General features: G+C 31.2%; 17 protein-coding genes. 10 read left to right on the top strand and 7 right to left on the bottom strand.

Annotated elements, in window-relative coordinates; all coding sequences use genetic code 11:
- Nucleotides 1-3: 3 nt before the first annotated feature.
- The 5 genes from MBM09_RS06695 to MBM09_RS06715 form a co-directional block, all read right to left on the bottom strand.
- The gene (locus MBM09_RS06695; protein WP_238676076.1) at nt 4-1,815 is read right to left on the bottom strand and encodes an OstA-like protein; all 1,812 of its coding nucleotides are present in this window, start codon (nt 1,813-1,815) and stop codon (nt 4-6) included.
- A 112-nt stretch (nt 1,816-1,927) separates the two neighbouring features.
- Nucleotides 1,928-3,214 carry an adenylosuccinate synthase gene (locus tag MBM09_RS06700; protein ID WP_238676077.1) on the bottom strand — a complete coding sequence of 429 codons (1,287 nt, stop codon included), beginning with the start codon at nt 3,212-3,214 and terminating at the stop codon, nt 1,928-1,930.
- Between the two features lie 8 nt (nt 3,215-3,222).
- Nucleotides 3,223-3,681, bottom strand: a complete 459-nt coding sequence (locus tag MBM09_RS06705) for a Fur family transcriptional regulator (RefSeq protein WP_238676078.1) — start codon at nt 3,679-3,681, stop codon at nt 3,223-3,225.
- A gap of 25 nt (nt 3,682-3,706) precedes the next feature.
- Complete coding sequence (locus MBM09_RS06710) at nt 3,707-5,932, bottom strand: bifunctional (p)ppGpp synthetase/guanosine-3',5'-bis(diphosphate) 3'-pyrophosphohydrolase (RefSeq protein WP_238676079.1); 2,226 nt, start codon at nt 5,930-5,932, stop codon at nt 3,707-3,709.
- Nucleotides 5,933-6,003: 71 nt separating this feature from the next.
- The gene (locus MBM09_RS06715) at nt 6,004-6,576 is read right to left on the bottom strand and encodes a non-canonical purine NTP diphosphatase (RefSeq protein ID WP_238676080.1); all 573 of its coding nucleotides are present in this window, start codon (nt 6,574-6,576) and stop codon (nt 6,004-6,006) included.
- Nucleotides 6,577-6,745: 169 nt separating this feature from the next.
- Here MBM09_RS06715 and hpf point away from each other — a divergent pair, with 169 nt between their 5' ends.
- Nucleotides 6,746-7,045, top strand: coding sequence for a ribosome hibernation-promoting factor, HPF/YfiA family (gene hpf, locus MBM09_RS06720; RefSeq protein ID WP_238676081.1), 300 nt, complete (start codon nt 6,746-6,748; stop codon nt 7,043-7,045).
- Here hpf and rlmH read toward each other — a convergent pair.
- Nucleotides 7,042-7,515, bottom strand: coding sequence for a 23S rRNA (pseudouridine(1915)-N(3))-methyltransferase RlmH (gene rlmH, locus MBM09_RS06725; protein ID WP_238676082.1), 474 nt, complete (start codon nt 7,513-7,515; stop codon nt 7,042-7,044). The two genes, hpf and rlmH, sit on opposite strands and share 4 nt — an antisense overlap.
- 130 nt (nt 7,516-7,645) lie before the next feature.
- Between rlmH and nadC the strand changes: the two genes are divergently transcribed.
- The 3 genes from nadC to priA all read left to right on the top strand — a co-directional run bounded on the left by nadC (nt 7,646) and on the right by priA (nt 11,990).
- Nucleotides 7,646-8,506, top strand: coding sequence for a carboxylating nicotinate-nucleotide diphosphorylase (gene nadC, locus MBM09_RS06730; RefSeq protein ID WP_238676083.1), 861 nt, complete (start codon nt 7,646-7,648; stop codon nt 8,504-8,506).
- Nucleotides 8,507-8,594: 88 nt separating this feature from the next.
- Nucleotides 8,595-9,536: a YihY/virulence factor BrkB family protein gene (locus tag MBM09_RS06735; RefSeq protein ID WP_238676084.1), complete on the top strand. Its 942-nt coding sequence runs from the start codon at nt 8,595-8,597 to the stop codon at nt 9,534-9,536.
- 3 nt (nt 9,537-9,539) lie between these two features.
- Nucleotides 9,540-11,990 (top strand): primosomal protein N', encoded by a 2,451-nt coding sequence (priA, locus tag MBM09_RS06740; protein WP_238676085.1) that lies wholly within the window; start codon nt 9,540-9,542, stop codon nt 11,988-11,990.
- A gap of 20 nt (nt 11,991-12,010) precedes the next feature.
- Here the strand turns inward: priA and MBM09_RS06745 are convergent, their stop codons facing one another.
- Nucleotides 12,011-12,706 carry a LytTR family DNA-binding domain-containing protein gene (locus MBM09_RS06745; RefSeq protein WP_238676086.1) on the bottom strand — a complete coding sequence of 232 codons (696 nt, stop codon included), beginning with the start codon at nt 12,704-12,706 and terminating at the stop codon, nt 12,011-12,013.
- 210 nt (nt 12,707-12,916) lie between these two features.
- Between MBM09_RS06745 and rpsF the strand changes: the two genes are divergently transcribed.
- The 6 genes from rpsF to hisS all read left to right on the top strand — a co-directional run bounded on the left by rpsF (nt 12,917) and on the right by hisS (nt 19,419).
- Nucleotides 12,917-13,255, top strand: coding sequence for a 30S ribosomal protein S6 (gene rpsF / locus MBM09_RS06750; protein ID WP_238676087.1), 339 nt, complete (start codon nt 12,917-12,919; stop codon nt 13,253-13,255).
- A gap of 2 nt (nt 13,256-13,257) precedes the next feature.
- Nucleotides 13,258-13,554 (top strand): 30S ribosomal protein S18, encoded by a 297-nt coding sequence (gene rpsR / locus MBM09_RS06755; RefSeq protein ID WP_019388303.1) that lies wholly within the window; start codon nt 13,258-13,260, stop codon nt 13,552-13,554.
- 13 nt (nt 13,555-13,567) lie between these two features.
- Entirely contained in the window at nt 13,568-14,014 is a 447-nt protein-coding gene (gene rplI, locus MBM09_RS06760) for a 50S ribosomal protein L9 (protein ID WP_238676088.1), read from the top strand.
- Nucleotides 14,015-14,153: 139 nt separating this feature from the next.
- Nucleotides 14,154-17,285 carry a TonB-dependent receptor gene (locus MBM09_RS06765; RefSeq protein ID WP_238676089.1) on the top strand — a complete coding sequence of 1,044 codons (3,132 nt, stop codon included), beginning with the start codon at nt 14,154-14,156 and terminating at the stop codon, nt 17,283-17,285.
- 161 nt (nt 17,286-17,446) lie between these two features.
- Entirely contained in the window at nt 17,447-17,914 is a 468-nt protein-coding gene (locus tag MBM09_RS06770) for a DUF6495 family protein (protein ID WP_238676090.1), read from the top strand.
- A 134-nt stretch (nt 17,915-18,048) separates the two neighbouring features.
- Nucleotides 18,049-19,419: a histidine--tRNA ligase gene (gene hisS, locus MBM09_RS06775; RefSeq protein WP_238676091.1), complete on the top strand. Its 1,371-nt coding sequence runs from the start codon at nt 18,049-18,051 to the stop codon at nt 19,417-19,419.
- The last annotated feature ends 21 nt before the right edge of the window (nt 19,420-19,440 follow it).

Genomic DNA, 19,440 nt, shown 5'->3' on the forward strand with positions numbered 1-19,440 from the left:
ATTTTATTTAATACTTTTTTTTTGAGGTTTAGATTTTTTGTTAGGTAATTTTAAGAGGGCGCTTTTGTCTTTTGGTTTAGTGGGTAAATTACGAGATGCTTTTGTAGAATGCGATTTATTATTTGCTTTGTCATTTGCATCTGCTTTTTTAACACGTTCTAACATGTCGTTATCTACAAAATCTTCTTGTGGCACATAATCTTCTAAACCTTTAATAATTGGAAGTTCTAGTGGAGGGTCATCTCTAAATAAATCTTCGACACTTAAAGGGCGTTCTTCTTCGCGCCAATCAAAACCTTTTAAAATTTTTTCATTCTCTGGGTATTTAGATTCTGGATACAGATTACCATCAACCTGATTGAATCTTGTATATTCTTCAATGTCGCCGTTGTTAAATAACATAGAAATACTTCCAGACTTAGCTTTGTCTATACCAATAAGTTCTTGCTTGTCATTCCTCGCGTAAAATATAGATTGAGCATTTTTAGTGATATCAACTTGACGCATTTGGTTTTCATCGTTAAATAAACCCACTAACCTCATTCCATTAATTTGGTTGTAGCCCGTTTTGCTAATTGTATCTTGACTTATAATAAAGGCGTTGTTAAAAACGAGTAAGGAATCAATTTTTTCTGTTTCACTATTCGATATTAAATGAATAGTATCACCAGTCATTTGATTTTCAAAATTCCAAAGAATAGGTTTTCGTTTAGTTGAAAATTTATCACCAGGTGAGAAACGTGGAATATTTATCAATCTAGTAATACCTGTTTTTTGATTAGAATAAATAGAATCTGCTTTTCCGCTAATATCTGTCTTAAAGATTTTAGCATTGTAATACGCATTAATAATTCGGTTATCTGGTTTACCTGTAACCATTATTTTATCAGCATGCATATAAATAGAATCATTTTCCTGAATTGTAATGGCTAAAGCGCGTTTAGTTATAAAAACGGAATCTTTTTCCTTAAAAACTTCTGCGTAATGCCCTTTAATAATGCTGTTATTTATGGTGTCTGTAACTTTTATATTGTTGGTAGCAGATGCAAAACTTTTATTGTTATCAAAGTATAAACTATCACCTTCAATAATTCTGTTGTCATAATTAATCCTTGATTTTTTTACAGCGTATCCAACCTTGTTTTCGGTATCGTAAAATCCTTTTTCACAATAGGTTTTGCTTTCTGGTGTAGTTATGGTTGACGGTCCAAATAAATAAGCATGACCAGTATCAGAATAAAAATCAAAGAAATTGGAGTTTATTGTTGTACTATCATTTACCAACACAACATCTTCAACAAATTGATATTTTTTAATATCCATATAATATCTACCAATTTTACTGGTAATTGTTCCAGAAGAATCTTTTACAACAGTACCACCACTTTTATAAAAAGCTTGTTGTTTTAGTCGGTCAAAATATAAAGTGTCTGAAGATATTGTTGAATTTGGGTCTTTTAAAACCACATCCCCACTAGCAAATGCTAATTCTGTTATACCACTGTACTCCACATATTTTGAGGTCATATTAATGGTGTCTCCTTGTTTTAGGATAACATTACCATAAGCTTCTACGAAATTTTCTTTACCATAATGAATAGCCTTATCACACCACATGTTAGTTCCTTGATGATTTATCTGAACTTGTTGAGAATCATCACGAGTTAGTATTTTGGCACCCGGATAGTTTTCTTCATCAATGGTTAATTTACCCGCATATTCAATTTCAATTTTCTTTTTTGTTTGTGCTTGAATATTTGAGGTTGAAACATAACCTATTATAAATGTAAAAAGTAAAACCAGTAGTTTATTCAAAATGAAAAAAGTTTGTCGCAAAAATAACGATTAATCTGATGTTTAAGTATATTGAAACAAAAAACGCTCCAAATTATTTTAGAGCGTTTTAAAGATTTATAAGTTTAGGTTTTTACTGAACCAATTGTTGTCTAAAAATTGTTTGTTTTCTATCAGGTCCAACTGAAACAATAGTGATTGGAATATTTAATTCTTTTTCAAGAAAATCAATATATTCATTTAAAGCTTGAGGTAGTTGTGAAGCATCAGACATTGCTGTTAAATCTTCATTCCATCCACTAAATTCAGTGTAAATTGGCTCTACATTTTCTGGCTCTATATTGTAAGGTAAATGCTGAATCACTTCACCTTTATATTTGTAAGCTGTACATACTTTTAAAGTTTTAAACCCAGAAAGCACATCACCTTTCATCATCATTAATTGAGTAACGCCGTTTACTTGACAAGCATACTTTAATGCAACTAAGTCTAACCAGCCACAACGTCTTGGTCTACCGGTTGTAGCTCCAAACTCGTTACCAACGCGCCCCATAGTTTCGCCATTTTCATCAAATAATTCTGTAGGGAATGGTCCAGAACCAACACGAGTTGTATAAGCTTTAAATATGCCAAATACATCACCTATTTGATTTGGTGCAACACCTAAACCAGTGCACGCTCCGGCAGCGGTTGTATTACTAGAAGTTACAAAAGGATAAGTTCCAAAATCGATATCTAAAAGCGAACCTTGAGCACCTTCTGCTAGAATAGTTTTTCCAGATTTTTGTGCTTGATAAATGTATTCTTCTGAATCTATAAATTTTAAAGATTTTAAAACTTTAATAGCTTTGAAAAACTCTTCTTCAAGTTCTTTTAAATCGTATTGAATATCAACATTATAAAAAGCAATCATAGATTCATGCTTATCTGCTAATGTTCTATATTTTTCTTTCCAATTGCTTAATTCTAAATCGCCAACACGAATACCATTTCTACCAGTTTTATCCATATAAGTTGGTCCAATTCCTTTTAAAGTTGAACCTATTTTGGCTTTTCCTTTTGAAGCTTCACTAGCCGCATCAAGAAGTCTGTGAGTTGGTAGTATAATATGAGCTTTACGTGAAATAAGCAATGATTTTCTATAATCTACATTTTGCTCATCTAGCTTATCTAGTTCGCCTTTAAAAATTACAGGATCTATAACCACGCCGTTTCCTACCAGGTTCGTTGCATTATCATGAAAAATTCCTGAAGGAATAGTATGCAATACATGTTTTCTTCCATTAAAAACCAAAGTATGTCCTGCATTAGGACCACCTTGAAAACGTGCTATAATATTGTAATTTGAGGTAAGTACGTCAACAATTTTTCCTTTGCCTTCGTCACCCCATTGTAATCCTAGTAGTAAATCTACTGCCATCGTAAAAATTAGTTATTTGTGGTTGATTTTCTATTTCCGTAGAAATAAAGTGAGTGGTTATTAATTTTGATATCGAAAACTTCTTCGATTGTTTTTTTGATAGACTGAATTCTAGGGTCGCAAAACTCAATAACTTCTCCTGTATCTGTTAAGATAACATGATCATGCTGTCTATCAAAATATGATTTTTCGTATTGTGCTTGATTTTGCCCAAATTGGTGTTTTCTTACCAAACCGCATTCAAGAAGTAATTCAATTGTATTGTATAAAGTGGCACGAGATACACGATATTTTTTATTTTTCATGTTAAGATATAGAGACTCTATATCGAAATGTTCATTGTTATTGTATATCTCTTGGAGTATAGCGTAGCGTTCGGGTGTTTTTCTGTGCCCGTTGTTTTCTAGAAAGTTAGTAAAAACGCTTTTAACAATCTCTTGATTCTTTGTATCTGCCTTTGCCTCCATATTTTCATTACAAATTTACAATTTTTTAAACTCTTCTTACCTTATCAATACCATTAATTTTTTTAAGTTTTTCTAAAAGTTTTTTGATAATGGTATTATTCTTAACAACTACATTGATTTTTCCAGAAAATAACCCGTCGTTAGTTTCAAAACTAATACTTTTCATATTAACTAACATGTTTTCTGAAATGACTCTTGTAATTTCATTTACTAAACCAATATGGTCTATACCAGAAATTAGGATTCTTACTAAAAATTCTTGCTGTGTAGAGTCTATCCATTTAGCTGGCATAATTCTATACGCGTAGTTTGATTGTAAACTAACCGCATTAGGACAATTATATTTATGAACTTTTAAGCCTTCGTTTACGGTTAGAAAACCAAAAACATTATCACCAGGAATTGGGTTACAACAATTAGCTAGTTTGTAATCTAGCTTTTCTTCTTCTTTACCAAAAACTAGTGAGTCATAATTTACGGTAACTTCATCTTTTTCAAGCTCTTCTTTTTTAATAGGAGATTTTCTAGATATTTTACTTTTAATATAACTCATGAAAGCATTACTTCTAGATGAAGCATAGCTTTTAAGCATATTATTATCTATTGATCCTACACCAATTCTATAAAATAAATCTAAACTAGTTTTTAACTTAAAGTAACGCACCATGTCGTTAATAGATTCTTCGTTTAAAGTTATTTTGAGTTGCTTTAGTTTACGACGCAAAATTTCTTTACCATCCTCACCAATCTGTCTTTTATCTTCTTTTAATGCAGATTTTATTTTAGCTCTTGATCGCGCAGTGGTGGCATAGTCTAACCAGTTTGAGTTAGGTTTGGCGTTTTCGGAGGTTAAAATATCTACTTGATCACCACTTTTTAACTCATGACTTAAAGGAACCAACTTGCCATTCACTTTTGCGCCTCGAGTTTTCATACCAACTTCTGTATGAATATTAAAAGCAAAATCTAAAGCAGTTGCTCCTTTTGGTAGTGATTTTAATTCACCAGCTGGGGTGAAAACAAAAATTTCTTTAGAATAAAGATTGAGTTTAAACTGTTCTACAAAATCTACCGCGTTGGTTTCTGGGTTTTCAAGAGCTTCTTGAAGTCTATTAATCCAAGTTTCTAAACTATCTTCTTTTTCAGTTTCTTGTTTGTATTTATAATGAGCTGCATAACCTTTTTCTGCAATTTCATTCATACGCTCACTACGTATTTGAACTTCAACCCATCTACCTTTAGGGCCCATAACCGTTATATGTAAAGCTTCGTAACCTGTACTTTTTGGTGATGAAATCCAATCGCGAAGTCTGGTAGGGTTAGGTCTAAAATGGTCTGTAACGATAGAATAAATTTTCCAAGCTAAAAACTTTTCAGTTTTAGGATCGCAATCACATTTATAGATGATACGTATGGCAAACTTATCGTAAACTTCATCAAAGGGAACCCCTTGATTAAGCATTTTTTTACGAATAGAAAAAATTGATTTAGGTCTACCCTTTATAGTATAATCAAGATTTTCTTTATCAAGAGAGTTTTTTATGACTTCACTAAATTGGTTAATATAAAGGTCTTGTTGCTCCTTACTTTCTTTAATTTTACCTAAAATGTCATTGTAAACATCAGGTTCGGTATACTTTAAACCTAAATCTTCAAGTTCTGTTTTAATATTGTAGAGCCCAATTCTATGTGCTAAAGGCGCGTAAATGTATAGTGTTTCAGATGCGATTTTAATCTGCTTATCTGGACGCATAGAGTCCATGGTTTGCATGTTGTGAAGTCTGTCTGCAATCTTAATAATAATAACTCTTACATCATCATTAAGTGTTAGGAGCATTTTACGAAAATTTTCAGCCTGCAAAGACACATCCATGTCTTTTTCTTTACTTAAAGATGAAATTTTTGTTAAGCCATCTACAATGGTAGCAACAGTTTTACCAAATTGTTTTTCAATATCTTCAATAGAATAATCAGGACTATCTTCAACTACATCATGAAGTAAAGCTGAAGCAATAGAGGTGGCATCCAAACCAATTTCTTGAGCAACAATTTTTGCTACAGCTAATGGATGGAAAATATAAGCTTCACCAGATTTTCTACGCTGATTTTTATGTCCGTCTAAAGCAACTTCAAAAGCGCTACGTATAAGTTTTTTATCGTCGTCAGTAAGTGTAGTATAGCTAACTTTTAATAACTTTTTGTAGGCTTGGGCAATGGCTGCATTTTCTTTTTCAATATCTACCTCTGTCATAAATTAAAAGTAAAACAATCTGTTTTAACAACCAACATGAAACTTGATTTTTTATAATAATTTGTAAAGTTTTATGAATTTAAAAATTTAACCAGTTTAGTAATAGCTTTTCCACGATGACCAATACTGTTTTTTAAATTTAAATCCATTTCTGCAAATGTTTTATCATACCCTTTTGGTTTGAAAATGGGGTCGTAACCAAAACCATTTTTTCCATGTTTTTTATCTGTTATTTCTCCTTCACAAATGCCTGGGAAAGTTTTAATTTGGTCATTTAAATGTAACGCAATAACTGTTTTAAATTGAGCATTTTTGTTATCCTTAGTGCTCAATTCTGTTAATAATTTATTTATATTATTATTAGCATCGCGTTGTTCTCCAGCATAACGTGCAGAAAAAACACCAGGTTCACCGTTTAAAGCTTCAACTTCTAATCCGGTATCATCTGCAAAACAATCATAGCCATAATTGTTTTTAATATATTCTACTTTTTGAATTGCGTTTCCTTTTATAGTATTTTGAGTTTCTGGAACTTCTTCAAAACATCCAATATCCTTCAGGCTCAACAATTTGATATGCTTTGGGATTAAAGTTTGTACTTCTTTTATTTTATTTAGGTTATTGGTGGCGAAAACGAGTTGCATTTACATAAAAAGTTTAGTTTTCAAAAATAATACTATAATCATTGATATGAAATAGAACAGTTTAAATATTAAAATGAAAATTTCACTTTATTTTATGATCTATATCACTTTAGAATTATTTAAAAACGTTTATATTTATAATAGATTTAAACATTAAAAGAGAACGATTATGACAGTAAACATTCAATATGTAGATGTAGATGTGAGTGAAGCACTTTCAACTTACACTAATGGTAAACTAGAAAAATTATCTAATAAGTATGAATTTTTAATAAATGCACAAGTGTATTTTAAAAAGGAAGAAAACGAACATGATAAAGGTAAAATATGTAACATAGAATTGAGCTTACCCGGACCAAGAATTTTTGCCACATCCAATGAAAAGAATTATGAAATGGCAGTTAAAGAAACTATAAACGATATAGAACGCCAACTTAAAAAGCGTAAGCAAGTTTTTAAGCCTTATTAACGATGGTGGTAGGGTTCATTTTTTAAAATAGTGAAGCCTCTATAAAGTTGTTCAATAAAAAATAAGCGAATCATTTGATGGGAAAATGTCATTTTAGATAATGATATTTTTCCATTTGCTTTTTTATAAACCTCTTCAGAAAAACCATAAGGCCCACCAATAACAAAAACCAATTGTTTTATTCCAGAATTCATATGTTTTTGTAAATATGATGAAAACCCTACAGAATCTAATTGCTTTCCGTTTTCATCTAATAAAATTAAAACATCAGTATTGTTAATTTTATTCAAAATAAGCTCGCCTTCTTTTTGTTTCTGTTGAACTTCACTTAAGTTTTTAGAATTTTTTATATCAGGAATAATTTCTAAATTAAATTTAATGTAATAACTCAAACGCTTCTTATAATCATCAATTAATGATATAAGTTGCTTATTATCAGTTTTTCCTATTGCAATAAGTTTAATAGTCATAAAAGCAAAATTACTATTTACTATTTATGAATAATGGATTTAAATAAGAAAAAATTATAAAATTGATAAATGTAAAATTTAATTAAGTAAATCAATTTCTTATTTTTGTTTCAACTAACTAATAAATACAATGATTACACAGGAGCAATTTGACACCGAGGTAAAAATGATAATTTCTAATGCCATTAGAGAAGATGTTGGAGATGGCGATCATAGTTCTTTAGCCTGTATTCCTGAAAATGCCAGAGGAAAAGCTAAACTTTTAGTTAAGGATAAAGGTATTATTGGAGGGGTTAATTTTGCTAAAAAAGTTTTTGCCTACGTTGATAAAAATTTAAAATTAGATGTGCGTATTGAAGACGGTACCGAAGTATCTTTTGGAGATATTGTAATGTATGTTGAAGGGTCTTCGCAATCTATATTAAAAGCAGAGCGTACAGTACTAAACGCTATGCAACGTATGAGTGCCATAGCAACAAAAACCAGAATGTTTGTAGATTTAGTTGAAGGCACAAAAACTAAAATTTTAGATACTCGTAAAACAACTCCAGGTATTCGTGTGTTAGAAAAATGGGCTGTTAAAATTGGAGGAGGAGAAAACCATAGATTTGCACTATACGATATGATTATGCTAAAAGATAACCATATTGATTTTGCAGGAGGTATCACTAAAGCTATAGAGTTAACTAAGCAATATTTAAAAGATACTGGTAAAGATTTAGATATAATGGTTGAAGCTAGAAATTTAATAGAAGTAGAAGAGATTTTACAAAACGATGGCGTTTATAGAATTTTACTAGATAATTTTGATTATGAAGACACAAGAAAAGCGGTTAAACTAATCGGAAATAAGTGTCTTACAGAATCTTCAGGAAATATAAACGAAACAACCATTAGACATTATGCAGAATGTGGTGTTAATTATATTTCATGTGGAGCATTAACGCACTCTGTACATAACATGGATTTAAGTTTAAAAGCTATTAAGTAGTTTTTAAACAAAAAAGGAGAAGTTTAATCTTTCTACAAAGCAATCTTAAATTTAATAACTTTGCTATAAACCTAAATGCAAATTATTAATGACTAAACCCATTGAAGACAAACTAGACAAAATCCCGGTAATTAATGTCTTGGTGCGGTTTTTAAAGCAAATTAAATTACCTGGTCTTGAAGGTTTATCTTTTTACGATTTAATAGAACTTTACATTACTGGTATTGTAAGAGGTGCCCTAACTACTCGGGCTAGTGCTATTGCTTTTAGTTTTTTTACTGCTATTTTTCCTTTTTTGTTGTTTGTAATTATTGTTATTCCCTACATACCAATTAATAATTTTCAGATTGAATTTGAACAATTTCTAAATTCATTTTTGCCACCTCAAACCTCAGAATTCTTTTTTGAAAATATATTTAGAGATATAAGTAGTAATAGCGGAGGTGGACTTATATCTTCAGTATTCTTGCTTTCCATCTTTTTAATGGCAAATGGTGTAAATGCTGTGTTTTCAGGTTTTGAAAGTTCTTATCATAGACAATTATACCGAAATGTATTTAAGCAGTATATGTATGCGTTAGGAATAGCTTTAATATTAGCATTTTTGGTGTTATTAACAGTTGCTATATTTGGGTATTTTCAAATCTATGTCATTCAACCATTATATGAGAATTTTAGTGGCGAAGTTTTCCAAAAAAACGACCAAGGATTAGGTTGGATAATTTTTGCAAAATATCTCTTTTTCGTGTTTATGGTTTATATAGCAACGGCTACGTTGTATTATTTTGGTACTAAAGAAGGTAAACATTCTAAATTTTTCTCTATAGGTGCTTTATTTACTACACTTCTCATCATATTAACATCGTATTTGTTTGGTATTTATATTGAAAACTTTAGTCAGTATAACAAGCTTTATGGTTCCATTGGAGCGCTTTTAATTTTGTTATTTTATTTATGGATGAATTCTAATATTTTATTATTAGGATATGAACTAAATGCTTCTTTAAATAAACTACGAAAAACACGTTAGTTTATGCAGTATTTCATTGATGTTATTATACCTGTTCCGCTTCAAAAGTTATTTACATATAAAATAACTCTAGCTGAATCCGATTTTTTAAAATCAGGAATGCGTGTTGCTGTGCCTTTCGGTAAATCTAAAATCTACACAGGCATTGTTTTTAAAATTCATAATGATGCACCAACGGCTTACGAAGCTAAAGAAATTCATCAAATTTTAGATGATTCATCTATTGTAAATGAAATTCAATTGCAGTTATGGCAATGGATTTCTAAATATTACATGTGTACATTGGGCGATGTGCTGCGAGCAGCATTACCTAATGCTTTTATTCTAGAAAGTGAAACTGTAATTACTAAAAATAAAGATGAAATTGATGAGTCTATTTTAAAAGACGATGAGTTTTTGGTTTACGAAGCATTACACCATCAATCATCTTTAAAAATTCATGATATCTCAAATATTCTCGATAAAAAGAATGTGCTTCCTGTAATTAAAAGGCTTATTGAAAAAGAAGCTATTTTAGTTGAAGAAGAGGTTTACGAGAAGTATAAACCAAAGTTAGTGCGTTATGTGAAGTTACATTCGAATTTTTCTTCAGAAAAAGCACTGCAAAACTTATTAGAAGATTTAGGTAGAGCGCATAAACAAAAAGAAGTTGTATTAAGCTTATTTTCAATTTCTGCAAAAACAAAAAAACCTGTAAAAGTTTCAGATTTATCTAATGAAAGTGGAGCGTCTCCAGCAATTATAAAGGCTTTGATTGATAAAGGTGTTCTGGAAGAATATCATATCCAAACAGATCGCGTTGAGTATTCGGGTGAGGATAACGAAGATTCAAAAACACTAAACGAGTATCAAGAAAAGGCTTTAAGCGACATACAAAGTTCTTTTCAAAACCATAATGTAACGTTGCTTCATGGTGTAACCTCTTCTGGTAAAACTGAAATTTATGTGAAGCTTATTGAAAATGCTTTAAACAATAATAAACAAGTGTTGTATTTGCTTCCGGAAATAGCTTTAACAACACAATTGGTTACAAGGCTTCAGAACTATTTTGGAGAAAAAGTGGCTATTTTTCACTCAAAGTATTCCTCTTATGAACGTGTTGAGGTTTGGAATAACGTTTTGCAAAATTCCGCGAAAGCACAAATAGTTTTAGGAGCACGTTCATCTATTTTTTTACCATTTAATAATTTAGGATTAATAATCGTTGATGAAGAGCATGAACAATCGTTTAAGCAGTTTGATCCTGCTCCTCGATATCATGCGCGAGATACTGCCGTTGTTTTAGCAAATATGCACCAATCAAAAATACTCTTAGGTTCTGCAACACCAAGTTTAGAGAGTTATTTTAACGCTAAGCAAAACAAATATGGTTTTGTTGAATTAATGCATCGTTATAATAATGTTTTGATGCCAGATATTGAATTGGTTGATATTAAAGATAAGCTTAAAAAGAAACGCATGAAAGGGCATTTTAGCGATAGACTTATCGAGGAAATGACTGAAACGTTAAACGATGGGCATCAAATAATATTATTTCAAAATAGACGTGGATTTTCACCCATAATTGAATGTAAAACATGTGGACATTCACCACAATGTCCAAATTGTGATGTAAGTTTAACATATCATCAATATAGAAATCAATTACGTTGCCATTATTGTGGATACAATTCTGCAATGATGCAAGATTGTATGGCTTGTGGTAGTCAGGATTTGGATAATAAAGGTTTTGGTACCGAGCAAATTGAAGAAGAGGTAAAAACATTGTTTCCAGACTATAAAGTGGCTAGAATGGATTTAGATACGACTCGCGGTAAATATGGCTACGAAAAGATAATTACAGCTTTAGAGCAACAGGAAATAGATATTTTAGTTGGTACACAAATGCTAACTAAAGGTTTAGACTTTAGAAATGTGAAGTTGGTGGGAATAATGAATGCAGATAATATGTTAAACTTTCCAGATTTTAGAGCTCACGAACGTAGTTTTCAACTCATGTTGCAAGTATCGGGTAGAGCAGGACGTACCGAAGAGCGTGGTAAGGTGTTAATTCAAACATATAATCCACATCACAATATATTACAACAAGTATCTACCAATAATTATATGGATATGTTTAACGAGCAAATGAACGATCGATATAATTATAAATACCCACCTGTTTACAAGCAGATAAAAATTACATTAAAGCATAAAGATTATAACAGAGTTGAAACAGCATCTATATGGTTTGCAAAATCTTTAAGGCAAGTATTTAAAGAAAATGTATTAGGGCCAGAATCTCCACCAATAGCTAGAATTAGAAATCAATTTCATAAAAATATTCTAGTAAAGATTCCTAAAGACCAATCTTTATCAAAAACAAAAGAAGCTATTATTAAAATAAACAATAGCTTCTCTAGTGTAAAAGATTTTCGGTCGGTTAGGGTAATTCTAAATGTCGATAACTTTTAATTTTTTCTTTAAGTTGAGTTTTAAATATTATTTAAAGCATCAACTAGTTGGGTTTTTTTGTTTCTACTTAAAGGAATTTCGTAAGCGCCAACTTCAACATTTTTACTGTTGAATCTGTCTATCTTATCAAGATTCACTATATAAGATTTATGAATTCTTAAAAATTTGCCTTCAGGTAATTCAGCTTCAAAAGCTTTCATTGTAGATAATACTACTAAGCTGTTTTCTTCAGTAACTAATTTTACATAATCACCAAGGGCTTCAATCCACTTAATATCTTTAATGTAAACTTTACGTTTTTTAAGATTACTCTTCACAAATATATGTTCACCTTCTTCTTCATTAAAGTCTAAGGTTAATCTATGTTGTTCTAAAGCCTTGTCTACAGAGGTGTTAAAACGTTCTCTTGTAATTGGCTTGTGTAAATAATCGGTAGCATCATAGTTAAATGCTTTAAACGCATATTCCGTTTTACCAGTTACAAATATAATTTGGGGTTTTTTGTTTAATACGTCTAAAAGTTCAAATCCGTTTAGCACTGGCATTTCAATGTCTAAAAAAATTAAATCAACTTGATGCGTATTTAAACCATTCTTAGTTTCTAAAGCACTACTATACTCTGCTATAAGGTTTAGAGAAGGGTGATTCTCGACTAACTTAACAATAGAGAGGCGTTGTATTGCTGAATCGTCTACTACTACACAGTTTAAAGTCATAACATTTTATATTATTTCGGTTAAGATATCGACAATAGTACAAAAAATTCGGCTAAAAACCAAAAATCATCGGTGAAACGTTTGTTTTAACATAATTTTAACATTTTAGTCTAGCTAATTTTATGCTACAATTAAAAGGAAGATATAGTTGTGTAATATACAAATATTATTTATTTTTGCAGCCAATTTTTAACAATAAAATAGATTTTTATGAATCATTATGAAACTGTTTTCATCTTAAATCCCGTTTTATCTGAAGATCAGATAAAGGAAACAGTAAAGAAATACGAAGATTTTCTTGTTTCTAACGGCGCTAAGATGGTAGCAAAAGAAGATTGGGGGCTAAAAAAATTAGCATACCCAATACAAAACAAGAAAAGTGGTTTTTATCACTTATTTGAATACACCGTACCAGGTGAGGTAATTAATGCTTTAGAATTAGAGTTTAGACGTGATGAGCGTTTCATGCGTTATTTAACAGTCGCGTTAGATAAGCACGCTATTTCATGGGCAGAGAGAAGAAGAGAAAAACTTAAAGTAAAAGCTTAATTATGTCATCAATAGAACAACAGTCAAAAGGAAAAAAAGACGGTGAAATTAGATATTTAACGCCGCTTAACATTGAAACTAATAAGCAAAAGAAATATTGTCGTTTCAAAAAATCTGGAATTAAATATATAGATTATAAAGATCCAGATTTCTTATTAAAGTTTGTAAACGAGCAAGGTAAAATTTTACCAAGACGTTTAACAGGAACTTCATTAAAGTATCAAAGAAAAGTGTCTGTAGCTGTAAAAAGAGCACGTCATTTAGCATTGATGCCTTATGTAGCAGATTTATTAAAATAAAATACCGATAACAATGGAACTTATATTAAAACAAGACGTTGAAAATTTAGGATTTAAAGACGATGTTGTAACAGTTAAGAACGGTTATGGTAGAAATTTTTTAATTCCTCAAGGACAAGCAATTTTAGCTACAGTATCTGCTAAAAAAGTATTAGCAGAAAACTTAAAGCAAAGAGCTTTTAAAGAAAAGAAAATAGTTGATGATGCTAATAAAATTGCAGAAGCAATCAAAGCATTAGAAATTAAAATACCAGCTAAAGTTGGTGTAGGCGATAAATTATTTGGATCTGTAAATAACATTGATATTGCAGCTGCTTTAGAAAAAGAAGGTCAAGAAATAGATAAAAAATTCATTACAGTTACTACTGTAAAGCGTTTAGGTAAATATACAGCAGTTGTACGTTTACACAGAGAAGTATCTGTTGACTTAGAGTTTGAAGTTATAGCACAAGCTAATTAATTAGCTAACAAATAGTTAATAAATAGTTTAAATAAAGTTAAGCCACTCTTTTGAGTGGCTTTTTTTTGTATTATTTTTGCTGTTAAATTTATTATGTAAGCATAATATTAAATAGACTAACTCAAAAAAATATTCAAAAATGAAAAAAACAAGCCTAGTAATTTTCTTTTTATTTTTTGGTTTAATAGCTTTTTCACAAGTTACAACATCAAACATTAAAGGGTTAATTTTAGATGAAACTTCTGCGCCTCTTCCGGGTGCTAATGTAGTTGCAATTCATACTCCAACAGGAACGAAGTATGGAGCAGCAACAAACTTTGACGGTAGATATAACTTATTAAACCTAAGAGTTGGTGGACCTTACTCGATTACTATAAGTTATGTTGGTTACAAAGAGCAATCTTATAACGATGTGTATTTAACTTTAGGAAAAACACAAAACCTTGATGTAACAATGGTAGCAGATAGTGAACAACTTGATGCTGTAGTTATTCAAGGAGGACAAAGTACGGGTACTTTTGGAAGTGATAGAACCGGAGCCGAAACTAGTGTAGGAAGACGAGAACTTACGCGTTTACCAACAATATCTAGGTCTGCTGCAGATTTTACTAGATTAGAGCCTACAGCTAGTGGGAATTCTTTTGGGGGTAGAAACGATCAGTATAACAACTTCTCTTTAGATGGAGCGATTTTTAATAATCCTTTTGGATTGGATGCACCAACTCCTGGAGGACAAACAGATGCGCAGCCTATATCTTTAGATGCTATTGATCAAATTTCTGTTTCTACTGCACCTTATGATGTTACTCAATCTGGTTTTACAGGTGCATCTGTAAATGCTGTAACTAAAAGTGGTACAAATGAATTTCATGGTACAGTTTACGGATTTACTAGAAATGAATCTATGACTGGTAAAAAAATTAAAGGAGATGAAGTTACTAGACCAGATTTAAACCAAACACAATACGGGTTGAGTATTGGTGGACCAATTGTAAAAAATAAATTATTCTTTTTTGCAAATTTTGAAAAAGACGAAAGAGATGATTTAGGTACAAACGGTTGGGTACCAAATACAGGTTCTGGTGCTATAAATGAATCTAGAGTTTCAGATACAGATTTAATGGCTGTACAAAGCGCATTGGCTACTTTAGGATATAATACAGGAGCATATCAAGGATTTACTTATGGTTCAGAGTCAACAAAAGGTATCGTTAAGTTAGACTGGAATGTAAATGATAATAATAGATTAGCTATAATTTATAACTGGTTAGATGCTTCAAAAGAAAAGCCAGCACATCCAACAGCTATTCAACCAAGAGGGCCTAATTTTACAACTTTACAGTTTGAAAATTCTGGTTATCAAATAAATAATAAATTACAGTCTGTTCAACTTGAATTGAACTCTACATTATCAGAATCATCAACTAATAAATTGCAAATTGGATACACGCATTTTGATGATTTTAGAAATCCGTTGTCTGTTCCTGCGCCTTCATTTATTATTCAAGATGGTGCTGGTTTAAATTATATAATTGCTGGTCACGAACCATTTTCAATTAATAATACATTAGATCAAAAAGTTTTCCAATTTTCAAACAATTTAAATATTGTTAAAGGAGATCATAATTATACAATTGGTTTTTCTTTTGAAAAATTTGAGTTCGATAACTCTTTTAATTTAGGAGTTTATGGTGCTGCTGGTGTTTTCTTCCCACAATACGGAAGTGTTGCCGATTTCTTAGCCGATGCTGGTCCAGGAGGAGGAGTAGCAACCGCACTTAGTGATGCTACTGCGGCTCATAACGCTCTAGAAGCGAATGGTGATGGTGTTGCAGGTGGTTGGGCGCTTGCTGAAACTAATGTTGGTCAACTTGCTTTTTATGTTCAAGACGAGTGGAACGTAAATGAAAACTTTAAACTAACTTACGGTGTGCGTTTTGATAAACCATTATTTTTTGACTCAGCTCAAAAAGCACAAGAACTTATAGATAGAAACTGTTGTGTAGACCCTAGTATTCCTTACTATAATCCAAATAATGGAGAAACGGTATTTATAGATAATACTAAAATGCCAAATAACGACTGGTTAATTTCTCCAAGAATCGGTTTTAACTATGATGTTAATGGAGATGATACGTTTCAATTACGTGGAGGTTCAGGTTTATTTACAGGACGTTTCCCATTTGTGTGGTTAGGAAACCAAATTGCAAATCCTAATTCATTTTTCTTAACAGCAGTAGATCCAGATTATAAATTCCCACAAGTTTGGAGAACTAACATTGGTGCAGATAAACGTTTAGAAAATGGTTTAATCTTAACAGCAGATGTATCTTTTACTAAAGATATTAATGGAGCTCATGTACAAAACTGGGGGTTAAGAAATCCAACAGGAACATTAAATGCGCCAGGAGATAATAGACCGGTTTATACAAGTGCAGATGTAGGAAATAGTGCTTATATATTTACTAATTCTGATAAAGGACGTATTTGGAATGCTTCTTTAAAAGCACAAAAAACGTTCGATAACGGTTTGTATACAATGCTTGCTTATAGTTACTTAAATGCTAAAGATGTAAACTCTATTGAGGCAGAAATTACAAGTGACGCATTCGATTTTAATCCAAACTTAGGAAATGCTAATGACGATGTTTTATCATATTCTAAATATGGAGATACACACCGTTTTATTGGTGTAGCTAGTAAAAAATGGAGTTATGGAAACGATAAATGGGGAACCACTTTATCAACTTTCTTTGAATATGCTCAAGGAGGACGTTTTAATTATACATATGCTGGTAATATAAACGGAGATAGTTCTTTCCAAAATAACGATCTTATTTATGTACCAACTTCTGGAGAAGTACAACAAATGCAATTTTCTGGAGCAGGACAAGCAGAGGCATTCGAAGCTTATATTCAACAAGATGATTATTTAAGTGGAAGAAGAGGTCAATATGCAGAGCGCTATGGTGCTTTAGCTCCTTGGAGAGGTCGTTGGGATATTAAGTTTTTACAAGACTATAACATTAAAGTATCTGATGATAAAACCAATACGATTCAATTTAGTATTGATATCTTGAATTTTGGAAACTTATTAAACTCTAATTGGGGAGTTGTAGAACAACCTAACAATGTGTCTCCAATTTCGGTTGATGCTTCAGGAAGTACTCCAGTGTATACTTTTAATCCTAGTTTAACTGATACTTTTGGTTTTGATGCAAGTTTAGCATCAAGATGGCAAGCTCAAGTAGGTTTACGTTATATTTTCTAAGAGAAAACCATATATATTCTTAAATTTGCGCTCCTAATTAAGGGGCGCATTTTTTTTAGTGAAACTGAACTTTTATATGGCTGAAAGACATTATAAAAGTTTTTAGTAGAACTAATCCTAGCGTAGGGCAGGATCTCATAAAATTGATTTTTAAATAAATTATGAAGTATAGAAGACTTACAAAAGAACAATTTGAAGAATTACATCAGGAATTTATTAACTTTTTGGCTACACAATCTATAACACATGAAGAGTGGACAAATTTAAAAGTTAACAAACCAGAATTAGCCGAAACAGAGTTGGATGTATTTAGCGATTTAATTTGGGAAGGTGTTTTAAATAAAGCAGAATATTTAGAGCATATTTCGCCCCAGCATATGTATTTATTTCATTTAGATGAAGATAAAATGCATGCTTTAGTTGTTAATTTAAAAAACGATGTAGATATTACTACAACTGAAGGTTATAATTGGTTGCGTGAAAATTTGATGGATGAAAATGTAGAATTTTTGCAAGCCGATAAAGAGTATACCGAAGATAAGAACTTAGATAAATTCACAATGATTGAGCAAGGTGCAGTTATTACCAAAGGCGATTTATATAAGTATTTTGATAAGTTGATAAATTAGTAACCGTCAATGCGAGGAGGTACGACGAAGCAATCTTTTTATTAAAAACCTCGCAAAAACGTTTTCATTATATATTTTTGTCATTCCGCACGTAATGCGGAATCCATTAATCACTAAAACACTATTACCACTAAATGGCTCAAAAACCAAGCATTCCAAAAGGTACCAGAGATTTTAATCCAGAACAAGTAGCAAAGCGTAATTATATATTTAATACGATTCGCAGTGCTTTTGAAACTTTTGGATTTCAACCTATTGAAACCCCAAGTTTTGAAAATTCAGATACCTTAATGGGAAAATATGGTGATGAAGGAGATCGTTTGATTTTTAAGATTTTGAATAGCGGAGATTATTTGGCTAAAGCAAATGAAGATGCTTATAATGAAAAAGATTCTAATAAATTAACTAATAGTATCTCAGAAAAAGCTTTGCGTTACGATTTAACCGTTCCTTTTGCGCGTTACGTAGTGCAACATCAAAATGAGATAGAATTTCCTTTTAAACGTTATCAAATACAACCAGTTTGGCGAGCAGACAGACCACAAAAAGGTCGTTTTAGAGAGTTTTATCAATGTGATGCCGATGTGGTTGGTAGTAAAAGTTTATGGCAAGAGGTTGAGTTTATTCAACTGTATGACACGGTTTTTACTGCTTTGAAATTAGAAGACGTTACGATTAAAATAAACAATAGAAAAATATTATCTGGAATTGCAGAGGTTATTGGTGCAAGCGATAAATTGATTGATTTTACAGTTGCACTTGATAAGCTTGATAAGATAGGAGAGGAGAAGGTTAAGGAAGAAATGCTAAGTAAAGATATTCCACAATCGGGAATCGATAAATTGGCGCCTTTATTTACTTTGTCTGGTTCTTTTGAATCACAAATTGAAAGTTTAAAAGGTATTTTAAATACTTCTGAAGAAGGAAAAAAAGGTATTGAGGAATTAGAATTTATTAATAATGCTATTTCACAATTAGGTTTAACAACTGCAACGTTACAGTTAGATGTTACACTTGCACGTGGTTTAAATTATTATACAGGAGCCATTTTTGAAGTTTCTGCACCAAAAGAAGTACAAATGGGCTCTATTGGTGGCGGTGGTCGTTATGACGATTTAACCAGTATTTTTGGAAGACCAGATACAAGTGGAGTTGGTATTAGTTTCGGTTTAGATCGTATTTATTTAGTTCTTGAAGAATTAGGTTTATTTCCAGAAACGGTAAATAAAAATGTTGAGGTTTTATTCATAAATTTTGGAGATAAAGAAGCACTATTTAGTTTAAAAGCTATTAAGCAATTACGTTTACAAGGTATTAATGCCGAATTATATCCTGATGCTGCTAAAATGAAAAAGCAAATGAATCATGCAAATAAGCGTAATATTCCGTTTGTAGTTTTAGTAGGCGAGGAGGAAATAAATTCTAGTACTTATGCACTAAAGAATATGATTTCTGGTGAGCAAAATAAAGTTTCACTTGAAGGTTTAATAAATCATTTAAAATAAAAAAAGTCCTGAAAATTAATT

Source organism: Flaviramulus sp. BrNp1-15 (assembly GCF_022259695.1).
Taxonomy (GTDB): domain Bacteria; phylum Bacteroidota; class Bacteroidia; order Flavobacteriales; family Flavobacteriaceae; genus BrNp1-15.